This is a genomic window from Pedobacter sp. B4-66, from assembly GCF_018492665.1.
GTDB lineage: Bacteria > Bacteroidota > Bacteroidia > Sphingobacteriales > Sphingobacteriaceae > Pedobacter.
In genome coordinates this window covers 1-13,170 of record NZ_JAFVME010000005.1, presented here as the reverse complement: position 1 = coordinate 13,170, position 13,170 = coordinate 1, and the positions used below count along the sequence as shown (strand labels likewise).

The following is a 13,170-nucleotide window of genomic DNA, read 5'->3' as shown; positions in this document are numbered from 1 at the left end:
AGTATTAACTCAATGTTAAGTTAAAACGATTGGCGTTTTAGGTGTAACCTTAATCTAATTTGTAAACCCTCACATAATCCACCTGGAACTTTTGAGGAAATATAGAATCTTCAATATCACCACCCCATTCACCACCAATAGCGGTATTCATAAGAAGGTATAATGGAGATATAAATGAATCCTTGTATGCAGTTGCCGGAGCCGCCATACTGAAGTAGTACTGGTTGTCAACAAAAACTTTTACACTATCACCTTTTCTCTCTAAACCATAAACGTGGTATTTTTTATGGATATCATCCATTTTTATATGAGCACCACTGCTTTTGTGCCCATTAGGGTCTTTTAAACTGGTGTCCGACCAATGTAGAGTTCCATGAATGGTTGATGGCGTATGGCCTACAAATTCCATAATGTCAAATTCTACACATTTAGGCCATCCCACCTGTTTTATATTTGATCCCATCATCCAAAGGGCGGGCCAAATGCCCTTTCCTGATGGGATCTTTGCTCTTATTTCAATACGGATATCTCCAGCGAACTGCTGTTTGCCAAGTGTGTTGATACTTGCCGACGTATATTCAGCATCTTTATATTTTTCCTTTAGCGACTTAATGACAAGTTTACCATGTTTTACATAGCAGTTTTTTAATCTTGCCCTGGTATAAAACTGTTTTTCTCGGTTTCTTATAAATCCTTCCTCATAATCCCATTTGGTAGAATCCGGAAGGCCTTTGTAATTGAACTCATCACTCCATATCAAAGTTCTGCCCTTTTCAAGAGGTGTAGATTTAGTTTGCGCCATACCCGAAAAGGCCGACATTAACAATGCAGTTCCGATAAAACAGTTAAATAATTTCATAACTAAAGATGATAAAAATTTACTATTTATTTAAGCAACTCTTCTGGTACCGGTTTATTCAAAAGGTTCTGATAGTAAAAACGGAAACGTTCGGCTTTATCATGAGCAGATTTAACTCCACCCCATCCGTGTCTTCCACCAGGATAGATCATTAATTCAAAATGTTTGTTCGCGTTTTGAAGCTTATCTATCAATTGTATGGTGTTTTGCATATGCACGTTATCATCCATATCTCCATGCATAATTCTAAGTAAGCCTTTGTAATTGTCAACGTAAGTTAATACCGACCCGTTTTTATATCCTTCAGGGTTCTCTTGTGGGGTATCCATAAAGCGCTCAGTATAATGAGAGTCGTATAATTCCCAGCTGGTAACAGGAGCTCCGGCATAACCAAAATCAAAATCATCAGCTCCTTTAGTTAATGCCAGACAAGTCATGTAACCACCATAGCTATGGCCGGTAATTAATAGTTTTTTATTATCAACCCAGTTTTTAGCTTTTAACCATCTGGCGGCGGTAGTATAATCTTTCATTTCCCATTTGCCTAAGTTGCGGTGCATTAAAGCAACGCCCTCTTTACCAAACTGACCTGATGCGCGATGATCTACAGATATCTGTATTATTCCTTCATTAGCCCACCATTGTCCACCAATTCCTTTCCAGGTATTAGTTACGTTTCCTGCATTAGGGCCGCCGTAGATACTCATTACTACAGGATACTTTTTATTCTGATCAAAATCAGTAGGGTAGGTGATCACTGCAGGTAAGTTATAGCCGTCATCAGTAGGGATGCTAATCATTTCTGTTTTACCATAGTTGAACTGTGTAAAATCATCAGCTTTACTATCGCCAAGCTCTTTAATGATGGTTCCTTTATTGTTAAGCAACGTTCTCTTAGTTGGTGTAGAAACATTTGAATAGGTAGTGATAAAATACGATCCATTAGGAGACATCATTACTTGATTAGAATAATCTCCAAATGTTAATCGTTTTAAGTTTTTACCACTGTAGCTTACACTATAAAAATCTGTTCTGGTCGAAGCTTCTTTACGCGCCATAAAGTAAACCATTTTATTTTTCTCATCAACATGAATAAGATTAGTAACCTGCCATTTGCCACTAGTTAATGGATTTACCAGTTTTCCATCTAAAGTATATAAATAGAAATGCGCCCACCCTGTTTTATCACTTTTAAGGATGTAATGTTTTTTATCACCTAAATATTCAATACGACCATCATAATCTAAGTCTACCCATGAAGGTTGTTTCTCATCATAGATTTCCTTTTTAGAACCATTAATAGGGTTTACAGCATAAAATTTTAAGTTGTCCTGCCCGCGGTTCATCCATTGTACCATTAAATTACTGCCATCAAAGCTCCAGTAGGGTGTACCGAAGTATTGATCGTCTTTTTCATTAAATTCAGCCCAAACAACGGAACCTCCGGTTACCGGAACAAAGCCCACTCTTACTTCTGGGTTTGGGTCTCCAGCTTTGGGATAACGTGTTTTTTCTGTATAACCATGTTGCCCTGTCGATCCATTAATTGGAAACATAGGAACTTTGGTGTCGTCGAAACGCATAAATGCAATGTTCTTACTATCTGGCGACCACCAGAAAGCTTTGTAGTTGGTCGATCTGCCAAGAATCTCCTCATAATATACCCAAGAAGACCAACCGTTATAAATTACATCAGTCCCATCATTGGTATATCTGATCTCTTTTCCTGTTTCAACATCAACCGAATACAAATCATTATTTCGTGTAAACGCTACATGTTTTCCATCTGGAGATAAGGTTGGGTTTTTCTCCTCATCCTTGTCATTAGTTAAGCGTTTTGCTTCATCTTTGCCGTATTGAATGTAAACGTCATTGTCTTTTACTGTTACATTTACATTGCTTTTTGGAGGTGGAGTATAAGGTGTTCTTTTACCAGATTTAACATCTACGGCATACAAACTATGATCTTTGGAGTCCATTTCGATGTAATGATTGTCATCACTCCAGCCGGTTACTGTGTTAATAGATTTAGTTAGTGAAGGCTGTCCGCCAAAGATTTGCTGCTGAGAAAGTTTTTTAAGCTGAGCCTCTGATCTGGTAATAAATAACGACATCGCTAAACAGGTAAGTAATAGTTTTTTCATGCTGTGGGTACTGTTAGTTTTAATAATGCGGCTAAGCGCCGCGGAAATTACTAAAGTATAAGTACTTTCCGAAAAATGTAAGCAAGATGTTGTCTGATTTATTGAAAAAAGACTTATTTAATGTTATATCCTATTCCAATCTGAAACGTTTTAAAATCTTTTTTATAAGAACCTAAGTCGCTGCTTACTTTATAGGGCGTAAAGTTTTGCCTATAGCCAGCTTCAATGTTAAATTGTTTGAAACGGACACTTAATCCTGTAGAGAAACCAATGTTAAGCTTGTTTGTAGTTGAATTGGCAAGTGAGTTATTGATCTTTTTACTGTTGTAAACTGTATCAAATAGGTTTTTAACCGTCCCTAATTTACTTCCCATTCCACCGTTTTTAATTAGGAAACTAAGAACTGGGCCAGCTTTTATACTAACTCGATTTGAAATTTTATATTCCAAGGCTAGAGGTATGTCTGCTGTGGTTAATTGTCGGTGGTCTAGTATTGTTAAGTCTTCTTTTTTAGCTGAATCTCTTAAATTGTAACTTGGATGTGTATAGCTTCCCTCCACAACATTAGCTAAACTAAGCCTAAGGCCTGCGTTTACGAGTAGTCGTTTATTTATTGCATATGCAGCATTTGCACCAAGAAAAATATTTTGGTTAGACTGGTAAACATTAAGCCCTGCTTCAAAGCTATAATTATATTGAGGAGTATAAATTTCTTTCTGCTCCTTAATTCTTACTCTTTTCTTGTTGTAAGCACTCAAATTGATCATCCGAGTGTTTACATTAAAGAACCCAGCGTTTTGATTAGTAAATAAGGAAACATTTGAATTAAATCCAGCATTGTCAATTGAACTGGTTATTTGTTCATTTGAAAGATCAGGTAGTGTTTTAATAGCTTCGGTACTGTGTGGGTCGGCGGAACTAGCTCGGGCCAACACTACCTGATCTTCATCAATAGCTTTTTCAGTGTGAGATGAGTATGGCAGGGTTTTGTTAATATTAACACGAATCGTTGTATCAGATGATAGACTTTCCTCAGCCTGAAGTTGGATAGTATTGCTGTCTTTTGCGCTATCGATCACCTTTAAGATATTAGGTGTTTTTAATAGAGAATTCTTGTTAATCTGTTTTGTATTTATAGATTTTTCTACTTTCGGTTGTTTCGTAGCAAAATAGGTTAATCCTGCAATCATTGCTGCGACAGGTAATATATAGCCAAGCATAGAAACTATTTTGTTGCCAATTGTTTTTGCTAAGCCATCACCTTTAGGTAGGTCACGAAGTGGTAAGCTATTATCTAAAATAGACTGCATCTCCGACCACGCAGAGTTCAAATCTGTCTCTACGGGAAGCTCATTGAGCTTTTTCTTCCAAAGTTTATGATTCCATCCTGAATTTCTCATCTTGCTCCTTTTTTATGTTCAGTTGGATAATCATTACCCGCTCCACTAGGCTCAAGTAAAACTCTTAATTGTTTTTTTCCTTCAGATAGATGCCATCTGGAAGTGCTTTCTGTAATATTTAATTGCTCACTAATTTCTTTATGGGTATATCCATCAATTACGGATAAATTGAAAACCATTTGGGTAGCATCAGGTAGCAATCTGATCATACCGATTAAATCTTCTGCATATAGCTTATCCAAAATGGCTGGTGATACAAATACATTTTCAGTAATTCCGGCCTCATCAATGTCTGTTGTAAACTTAAGTTCCTTACGCTTAATGTCTATGCATGTTCTAATCATGATGGTTGCTACCCATGAGTTCAATTCTCCTTTCTTATCATCAAATGAATTAATGTTCTGAAATACCTTTAGAAAGCCTTGATTTAATGCCTCTTTTGCAAGGTCATTTGTTTTGAGATATCTGATGCATAACCGTAGCATGTCTGCATAAAATTGCTTATACAACCCCTCCTGCGCTGAGCGTTCATTGGCCATACAGCCTTTTACGAGCTTTATGGTTTTTTTAGCGAGAGGGCTCATTCAAATGGTTATGGGGTCGAATATACATAAGTTTCTTATAGGTATTACGTAAGCCGATAGCCAAACGCTGGGTAAATAATAAATAAATTTTTCTCCCAACGTTTTATCATTTCAAGACGTAATCTTTCTATGGAGGCACAGCAAATGTTTAACAAAGAAAGCTACGAAAGACACGAAGGTTGGTATAATCTGCAATTTCCAACAGAACAGTCTAAAGTTGATTACTTAAAGAAAAGCACAGATGTTTGTGTTAAAGATAATCTTGGTGTGTGGCTTCAGAGTATATTTTTTAGCTGCCTTGATCCATTGTTGAAAAATAGACACAAAACATGGCTTACCATAGGTGACGCTTATGGTTTTGATGCTCAGTATATCCTTAGAAAGGGCATCAGAGCCACTGCATCTGATTTAAATGTCGATTTTCTGCATATCGCTCAAAAGGAGGGTGTGATAGATAACTTTAGTATGCAAAATGCAGAGCAACTGTCTTATGATGATGATCAGTTTGATTATTTGTTGTGCAAGGAGGCATATCATCACTTTCCGCGACCATATGCGGCCCTATATGAAATGATTAGGGTAGCTAAGAAAGGCATTGTGGTGATAGAGCCTCAAGACCCGATTTCTAAAATGCCAGGATTGCTTTTTTTCTTGAATATCTTTTCTGCAGTTAAAAGCAAATTAGCAAATCTGTTATGGAAAAACAGGTTTTCCTACGAGCCTGTAGGAAACTTTGTATATAAAATATCTGAGCGGGAAATGGAGAAATTTGCAGCAGGACTTAACTTACCTCTGGTGGCATTTAAAAAGATTAATCCTAATTTTTATTTCAAGGGAGCAGATGAAATAGTGTGTAGTCTTAAAAATAAGAAGTTCAGGAAAGTCTATTTCAAGAAGAAACTGATCGATGTGTTGGTGAAGATCAGACTAATTCCAAGCCAGGTGTTATCGACTATTGTTTTTAAAGAAGTTCCTGATGATAGCCTGCTGAAAGAATTACAAAATGGCGGTTATCATTTGGTTTACATTCCCGAAAATCCATATTTGAAAACCTGATCAAGTGAATATAAAAAAAGCGCCCTTTAGAAAGGGCGCTTTATAATTTTATAAAGATAATCTAACGATTATACGATCCAGTTCCAGCCGAATTCATCAGGAATCAATCCATAACGGATATCATTCAATGTTTTAGCAATACCTGCTGAAATTGTACGAGTAGAAGGATCGGTTAAAGTATAAACTTTGCCTTCGTATCCAATTTCACCAATTGGAGTTACTGTCGCTGCGGTTCCGGCTGCAAAAGCATCAGTTAACCTGCCATTTTCAATTCCTTCAATTACTTCTTTCACACTAACGCGTCTTTCTTCCACTTCAATACCTGCGTTTTTCGCAAGTTTGATAATTGTGTCGCGTGTTACGCCATCTAAAACAGTGCTTCTTACAGAAGGAGTTACCAATTTACCATCAATTACGAAGATTAAATTAGCAGTTCCCGCTTCTTCAATATATTCATGAGAAACAGCATCTGTCCAGATTAACTGATCAAAGCCTTCTTTTTGCGCTTCTGCAAATGGATATAAAGAACGTGCATAGTTTCCTGCGGTTTTAGCATAACCAACACCACCCTCATCAGCACGGGTAAATTCAGTTTCAATTTTAACTTTTAAAGCCTTGCTGTAGTAAGGACCTGTTGGGGTAGTTAATAAAGCAAAAGTATACTTGTCAGATGCTTTAACACCCAAATAAGGATCTGTAGCAAACATCACCGGACGAATGTATAAAGAATAACCATCCTGACTAGGGACCCACTTGTTGTCGATCTCAATCAGCGCTGCAATCCCTTGCATAAAAATATCCTGAGGGATGCTTGGCATAGCCATGCGAGTTGCTGATTTGTTGAAACGCTCAAAGTTTTTCTCTGGTCTGAAAACACTGACTTTACCATCAGCAAAACGATAAGCTTTCATCCCTTCAAAAATTGCCTGTCCATAGTGAAGGGCAGAAATTGCAGGGCTCATTAGAATCGGACCATAAGGTAATACCTGTAGGTTTGTCCACTCACCATTTTCGTATTCTGCGATAAACATGTGATCGGAAAATACCTTTCCGAAAGGTAATTGAGAGAAATCTGTTACTGTTAATCTGGTTTGCTCAGTCTTGGTTACTGTTATATCCAATGTCTCGTTCATTTTGACTTGTATTTTATTACTGCAAATTTAATAAAAAAAGCAATGTTTATTCTCTATTATTTTGCAATTTGATGATGTTTATCCCTCATTTCTAAGTGTTTTCAACACACTAAGTACCCATCCCTTGCCCCATTCCTCAATTTGTTCTTCAGTCCACAAGAAAGGATAGAATATTCTTTTCTGAAAACGGGGAGGTAAATACTTCTGCCAGTTGGTACCTCCGGTAGCTGCAATATCAACAGGATCTCTTTCCAGATACCTCACCGCCGATTTGTAATGAGACAATGGCCATTCTACATTGACATATAAATCTAGCTTTCTAAGTTCATCTGCTAATGCAGAAACGTCATGTCCCTGCTTTAATAGTTTATGATATAGTGCAGAAAAATTGCTTTCCTGTCTGTCCTTTATCAACTGTAAAAACTGATCGGCATACTTATTAATAAACTGCTTTAAAGTAAGCGTTTGTTTGCCGCTTGCCAATTCTGTAGCGCCAAACTTCCAGTAAATAAATTCAAATTGCTCCTCAATACTCTTATCTGCAAGCTCTTCTCTTTTACTTTTATCTACCAGCCTTATAAAATCAGTTGCCGAAATCTCAATCATGCGATACTGTCCAGATTGGAAACCACTTGCCGGTAACAATGACATTCTGAATTTCAGAAACTGATCCTTATCCATCCCGTTAACCATCACTTCAAACGAAGTAACCAAAGCATTAAAGTAAGCATTAATGCGTCTTACCCGATCGGTAAAAAACTCCACTGTTAGCTCCTCATTATCTGAAATCTGTTTACACTCATGAAGCGCAAGTTTAAAATATAGCTCAGTAATCTGATGATACATGATAAAAATCTCTTCATCAGGGAAAGGCGTTTTCGGGTTCTGTAAACTCAGCAAAGTATCCAGGTGGATGTAATCCCAATAAGTTAAGAAATCAGCATACAACAAACCATCCAAATAGGCCGACATATCCTGTCCCATAGCTGCATACTTTTCCTGCAGCTTATCCAGTTTTTCTTTTATCTGAGGTGTAAGTTCCATACTATAAATTTAATCAAGTTTGAGGGCAAAGGCCTAATACAAGACTCTGAATTTTATAGTGTGTTCAATCTTTTTTAATGATTTAAACAATTGCTTGTCGTACTCCGCATTAATATCTGTAATCACATAACCGATTTCCGGATTAGTCATTAAAAACTGGCCAACAATGTTAATGTCGTGCTTGGCAAAAACGGTATTTATTTTAGCCATAATACCCGGCACGTTTTTATGAATGTGAATTAACCTGTGCGATTTCTCAATTCTAGGCAATTGCAGGTTCGGGAAGTTACTGCTAAGATAAGTAGTACCTGTATTCATAAAATCAATCATTCTTTTAGGAATGAAATCTATGTTGCGAGGATTATGTTTTGGATCTTCAAAAACAACAATACCTTGTTCAGTACAGGTAGTAATATCAACCTTGTTTTTTGCACTTCCAATGCAACCTATGGTTTTAAGCTTAACTGCTCTTTTAAGTTTTTCATGCTCAATTTTCTCGCCATCAGCCAAAAGCATCATGTGTACATCGGCAACATATTTCTCTTCGAAAGTAGTTTTATGACGAACAGAGAAACCATCTTTTTTAAGCAATTCAATACTCATTGGATCTGCATCACCAATAATCAGGCATAGAATCCTGTTTTTAGGATAAGATATCGCTCTTGGTAAATTGTTTACATACAAGAACTCATCAAAACTGGGGGTAACATGGTCGGCCTTTTTAACAATGCTCTCTCTCGAAATATTTTCAGTGAAAGCATAAAATTTCTTGATCATGCCACTTTCGCGGAGCTGAAAATCAGAATAGCCATCACCAATACCATAAAGATCACCTTCAAGGTTTAGTTGTTGCATCAATTTAACTTTTCCACCTTCTTCACTTAAAGGATTGGAGTGGTCGTAGTCAATTATTTTTCCATCACCTGTAGTTACAAAAGTGTTGGCGTAGATGTTCTCTTTTTTAATATGAAACTTACTTACCACAGGAGTGATAAATTCTTTAAAACCACCAGAAACTATTAAAACTTCATCCGCATGTTTTTTAAAGAATTCGGCATTACGCGAAAAAGAGGCAGAAACTTTTTTCTTTAAATGCTTAATGAGTTGTTTTAAATGATCTTCATCAGCCTCAAGAAGTTTGACCCTTTGAGCCAAACTCTCGCCAAAAGATAGCTTTCCTTCCATTGCAAGGTTGGTGTAATCCTCAATTTTCTGAAAAATAGCGTCTTTCTCAGGATGTTTTTTAAGAGAGATACGGGCCAGCTCATCTAAAGCCTCTACCTGTGTAAAGGTGCTGTCAAAATCAATAATGTAAATGTTTTTCTGCTTCATTTTAGTTGTTCTTTAACCCTTCGCAAACTTCTCCAATGCTTTGCTTAAGTGGTTTAAATTGTATTCCTATTGTATTCTTTATTTTTTCGTTACTGTATAAACTTTCATTTAAGCTACTTCTTGCAGCATCACTTGTTAATGCTGCAGGCTTTCCTGTAAATAGCGAGGCCAGTTTAGCAGCCCTCCATGCAATGCCAAGCATCCATGGTTTAGCTTCTTTAGCAGGCGCTTTTACGTTAAAACCTTGCGCAATTTCTCCAAAAAACTGTTGATAATGGTAATTTTCCGACGAAATGGTGTAACGTTCGCCAGTTTCTTTACTGTTCATTAACGAAATCATACTTTTCGCCACATCATACACATCAACAATTCCGGTAGCACCTTTGGTATAATACGACAAGCCGTCTTTTACTAGTTTAAATATTGCACCGCTACCTTCAAAGCCTGCTCCGCTACCAATAATTACTGATGGATTTACAATTACAGCATCTAAGCCCTCGGCTATTCCACGCCAAACCTCCATTTCACCCTCGTATTTAGAGATGGCGTATGAATGTGCTTTCGAATCATACTCCCAGAAATCTTTTTCAGTAATCAGCTGTCCTTTTTTAGCATTTCCTAAAGCGGCAACTGAACTCACATGAACCAAACGTGCGTTATTTTCTGCACAAAGGTTTACAATGTTGCTGGTGCCTTCGATATTAACTTTTAGCAATTTGGTTTTATCCTTCGGATTAAAAGAAACCAATGCCGCACAGTGGTAAACCTGATCGATACCTTCAAAGGCATCCTCAAGTAAAGAAATGTCATTTACGTCCGCAACAAACCATTCAATATTGACGTTGTTACTTATTGATGTGGGTATAATAGAGTGCTCGCGTTTTAATGCTTTTACCTTTACACCCGACTCGGTTAATTGATTTATTAATTCTGCTCCTAAAAATCCAGTGGCGCCGGTAACTAATATCATTTCATTTTTTTTAGGATGTTCATTAAAATATGCTCTCAAAAATAGATATTTGATGGCATACATTTATAGTACTATATGTCTTTATCAGATTTTTTTTCACCTTTAAGTCCAGAGAAATTTTCGCCAAAAGCGGGATTTTACACCAGCCAGCTAGGTTTGAAGGCCACTTTTTACACAGATAAATTTCCTGACCTTGAAGAAAATGAATACGATATTGCCATTTTTGGAGTACAAGATGACCGCGCTTCTGTAAATAATGAGGGCTGCGGCCTGGCTCCCGACTATTTTCGCGCACAGTTTTACAGCTTAAATGAGGGCGCTTACAACAGTAAAATTATAGATCTGGGTAATATAAAAGCGGGAGCTTCAATTTCTGATACCTATGTAGCATTAAAAATGGTGGTGTCAGAACTGATCAAGCAAAACATTGTTCCTATCATTATTGGTGGCGGACAAGACCTAACTTATGCTCAATATCTGGCTTACGAAAGTCTGGAACAAAAAGTAGATCTGGTAGTTGTAGATAGTAGATTTGACCTTGATGAAGAAGATCAGGAAGGACTTGCTGCAAAATCAGACACCTATTTAAATAAGATTTTATTACACCAACCCAATTACCTTTTCAACTTTAGCAATATAGGTTACCAAACCTATTATGTGAATCAGGAAAGCTTAAAGGTAATGAACAAGCTATATTTTGATGTACACAGGTTAGGTGAATTTGCTGATGATATCAGTTTAACTGAGCCCATTGTTCGCAACGCAAATATGATCAGCTTTGATATTGGTGCTATCCGCTCATCAGATGCAGCGGCAAATGCAAACGCGGGTCCAAATGGCTTTTATGGTGAGCAGGCATGTCGTATAGCAAGATATGCGGGGATGAGCGATAAGCTTACTTCTATCGGGTTTTACGAGTTTAATCCCGCCTTCGATACTAATGGACAAACAGCTATGTTGCTTGCTCAAATGGTTTGGTATTTTGTTGACGGCTTTTACAACCGTAAAAAGGATTTTCCGCTTACGCCTAAATCTCAATACCTTATTTATAGAGCTAGTTTAAATGATGGAACAGGGGAGATGTTGTTTGTGAAAAGTAAAAAATCAGATAGGTGGTGGATGCAGGTGCCTTATCCAACAGGTATCTCTAAAAACGAGCGTTTTCACTTAGTACCGTGCCGTTACGACGATTATACCACTGCTGTAAATGGAGAAATGCCCGATTTATGGTGGCGTACCTTCCAAAAGCTATTATAATTTTACATTTTTTATAGCGTTATGTAGGGACTTGAATTTTATATTTGAGTTCAGGCACATCATTATGTAATAAAAGGATTGAATGCTTGATAAAATTAAAGAACAAAATATGAGGAAATTATTGATTACTGCAGTTTGTTTATTGCCCGTTGTAGCTATGGCTCAGAGCAAATTTACATTGCAGGCTAAGGTTGGAAATTTAAATACTCCAGCCAAAGCATTTTTATACTATAGCACCGGGGGGAATCAGGTTGTTGATTCGGCGGTTATCACCGGAGGAAAATTTTCGTTTACTGGCCCATTGGCAGGGGTTACTCAAGCAGCTATCAGGGTTGCTCATGATAACACAGCTCCTGATGCTAAAAATCCTGCATCTGTAGATGTTTTCACTTTTTACCTGGAGCCTAAGGCTGTAGCGATAAATTCTGCTACCGATTCTGTTAAACATGCAATAGTAAAAGCGTCAGCGGTAAATGATGACAACCTTAAATATAAGGCCATCACTAAACCTGTAATGGAGAAAAATGCAGCATTACATGCTGAATACAATGGAAAAACTGCTGAAGAGAAAAAGGATGAAAACTATTTGAAAACCGTTTATGCTCGTGATGAAGCGATTCAAAAAGAGCTTGGCGATATCAATAAACAGTTTTATTTAGCTAACCGCGATTCTTATGTTGCCTTGGTAGCATTTGCCGGTACAATTGGCCCTGATGTTAATCCAACTGTTTTGGAGCCTGACTTTAATAAGTTTTCTGCCGAAGTTAAAGCTACAGAACTTGGTAAGAGTATCGCTACAATGCTTTCTGCATCTAAAAAGAATGCGGTAGGCTCAATGGCCATTGATTTTACTCAAAATGATGTAAATGATAAGCCTGTTAAGTTATCTGATTTTAAAGGAAAGTATGTATTGCTTGATTTTTGGGCTTCGTGGTGTGGACCTTGTCGTGGTGAGAACCCTAACGTAGTTAAAGCTTACAATAATTTTAAAGACAAAAACTTTACTGTTCTTGGTGTTTCTTTAGATAGACCGGGTAAAAAAGAGGATTGGCTAAAAGCGATTCAGGATGATGGTTTAACATGGACTCATGTATCAGATCTTAAATTCTGGGACAATGCTGCTGCAAAGCTGTATGGTATCCGTAGTATTCCTGCTAACTATCTGATTGATCCAACAGGAAAAATTATTGCTAAAGATATAAGAGGTGAAGAATTGCAGGCTAAACTAGCCGAAGTATTAGGCGCTCCAAAATCAAAATAGATATTAATGTTGTCCTCATTCTGAGGACCTAGCATTAGAAAAATAAAGAGAAGTGGTAATGATAATTTCATTATCACTTTTTTTTGGATTTTTTTCTGCTTCTAGAACTGCTTCGGCCTTTCTACTGATA

General features: G+C 37.2%; 11 protein-coding genes. 3 read left to right on the top strand and 8 right to left on the bottom strand.

What is annotated here, in order from left to right; genetic code table 11:
* Positions 1–49: 49 nt before the first annotated feature.
* From J1905_RS09440 to J1905_RS09425, 4 genes are all read right to left on the bottom strand, one after another.
* Positions 50–859, bottom strand: coding sequence for a glycoside hydrolase family 16 protein (locus J1905_RS09440; protein WP_214227047.1), 810 nt, complete (start codon positions 857–859; stop codon positions 50–52).
* Between the two features lie 26 nt (positions 860–885).
* Positions 886–3,003: a S9 family peptidase gene (locus J1905_RS09435; RefSeq protein WP_214227046.1), complete on the bottom strand. Its 2,118-nt coding sequence runs from the start codon at positions 3,001–3,003 to the stop codon at positions 886–888.
* A gap of 113 nt (positions 3,004–3,116) precedes the next feature.
* Positions 3,117–4,403 (bottom strand): outer membrane beta-barrel protein, encoded by a 1,287-nt coding sequence (locus J1905_RS09430; RefSeq protein ID WP_214227045.1) that lies wholly within the window; start codon positions 4,401–4,403, stop codon positions 3,117–3,119.
* Positions 4,400–4,987, bottom strand: a complete 588-nt coding sequence (locus J1905_RS09425; protein WP_214227044.1) for an RNA polymerase sigma factor — start codon at positions 4,985–4,987, stop codon at positions 4,400–4,402. The genes J1905_RS09430 and J1905_RS09425 overlap by 4 nt, the downstream gene beginning before the upstream one ends.
* Positions 4,988–5,116: 129 nt before the next feature.
* Here J1905_RS09425 and J1905_RS09420 point away from each other — a divergent pair, with 129 nt between their 5' ends.
* The gene (locus J1905_RS09420; protein ID WP_250318064.1) at positions 5,117–6,043 is read left to right on the top strand and encodes a class I SAM-dependent methyltransferase; all 927 of its coding nucleotides are present in this window, start codon (positions 5,117–5,119) and stop codon (positions 6,041–6,043) included.
* 68 nt (positions 6,044–6,111) lie between these two features.
* On the opposite strand, the gene J1905_RS09415 is transcribed toward J1905_RS09420, so the two are convergent.
* The 4 genes from J1905_RS09415 to J1905_RS09400 form a co-directional block, all read right to left on the bottom strand.
* Positions 6,112–7,176, bottom strand: coding sequence for a branched-chain amino acid aminotransferase (locus J1905_RS09415; protein ID WP_214227043.1), 1,065 nt, complete (start codon positions 7,174–7,176; stop codon positions 6,112–6,114).
* 78 nt (positions 7,177–7,254) lie between these two features.
* Positions 7,255–8,220, bottom strand: coding sequence for a tryptophan 2,3-dioxygenase family protein (locus tag J1905_RS09410; RefSeq protein WP_214227042.1), 966 nt, complete (start codon positions 8,218–8,220; stop codon positions 7,255–7,257).
* Positions 8,221–8,253: 33 nt separating this feature from the next.
* Positions 8,254–9,552, bottom strand: a complete 1,299-nt coding sequence (locus tag J1905_RS09405; protein ID WP_214227041.1) for an HAD-IB family phosphatase — start codon at positions 9,550–9,552, stop codon at positions 8,254–8,256.
* 1 nt (position 9,553) lies between these two features.
* Positions 9,554–10,522 carry an NAD-dependent epimerase/dehydratase family protein gene (locus J1905_RS09400; RefSeq protein ID WP_214227040.1) on the bottom strand — a complete coding sequence of 323 codons (969 nt, stop codon included), beginning with the start codon at positions 10,520–10,522 and terminating at the stop codon, positions 9,554–9,556.
* A gap of 75 nt (positions 10,523–10,597) precedes the next feature.
* Between J1905_RS09400 and J1905_RS09395 the strand changes: the two genes are divergently transcribed.
* Complete coding sequence (locus tag J1905_RS09395; protein ID WP_214227039.1) at positions 10,598–11,779, top strand: formimidoylglutamase; 1,182 nt, start codon at positions 10,598–10,600, stop codon at positions 11,777–11,779.
* Between the two features lie 109 nt (positions 11,780–11,888).
* Entirely contained in the window at positions 11,889–13,040 is a 1,152-nt protein-coding gene (locus tag J1905_RS09390) for a TlpA disulfide reductase family protein (RefSeq protein WP_214227038.1), read from the top strand.
* Positions 13,041–13,170 lie beyond the last annotated feature (130 nt).

Excerpts from the sequence above, each read along its gene's own strand:
- J1905_RS09435 (WP_214227046.1), bottom strand. The coding sequence starts at position 3,003 with ATGAAAAAACTATTACTTACCTGTTTAGCGATGTCGTTATTTATTACC.
- J1905_RS09420 (WP_250318064.1), top strand. The coding sequence starts at position 5,117 with ATGGAGGCACAGCAAATGTTTAACAAAGAAAGCTACGAAAGACACGAA.
- J1905_RS09400 (WP_214227040.1), bottom strand. The coding sequence starts at position 10,522 with ATGATATTAGTTACCGGCGCCACTGGATTTTTAGGAGCAGAATTAATA.
- J1905_RS09440 (WP_214227047.1), bottom strand. The coding sequence starts at position 859 with ATGAAATTATTTAACTGTTTTATCGGAACTGCATTGTTAATGTCGGCC.
- J1905_RS09405 (WP_214227041.1), bottom strand. The coding sequence starts at position 9,552 with ATGAAGCAGAAAAACATTTACATTATTGATTTTGACAGCACCTTTACA.
- J1905_RS09410 (WP_214227042.1), bottom strand. The coding sequence starts at position 8,220 with ATGGAACTTACACCTCAGATAAAAGAAAAACTGGATAAGCTGCAGGAA.
- J1905_RS09395 (WP_214227039.1), top strand. The coding sequence starts at position 10,598 with ATGTCTTTATCAGATTTTTTTTCACCTTTAAGTCCAGAGAAATTTTCG.
- J1905_RS09425 (WP_214227044.1), bottom strand. The coding sequence starts at position 4,987 with ATGAGCCCTCTCGCTAAAAAAACCATAAAGCTCGTAAAAGGCTGTATG.
- J1905_RS09430 (WP_214227045.1), bottom strand. The coding sequence starts at position 4,403 with ATGAGAAATTCAGGATGGAATCATAAACTTTGGAAGAAAAAGCTCAAT.
- J1905_RS09390 (WP_214227038.1), top strand. The coding sequence starts at position 11,889 with ATGAGGAAATTATTGATTACTGCAGTTTGTTTATTGCCCGTTGTAGCT.
- J1905_RS09415 (WP_214227043.1), bottom strand. The coding sequence starts at position 7,176 with ATGAACGAGACATTGGATATAACAGTAACCAAGACTGAGCAAACCAGA.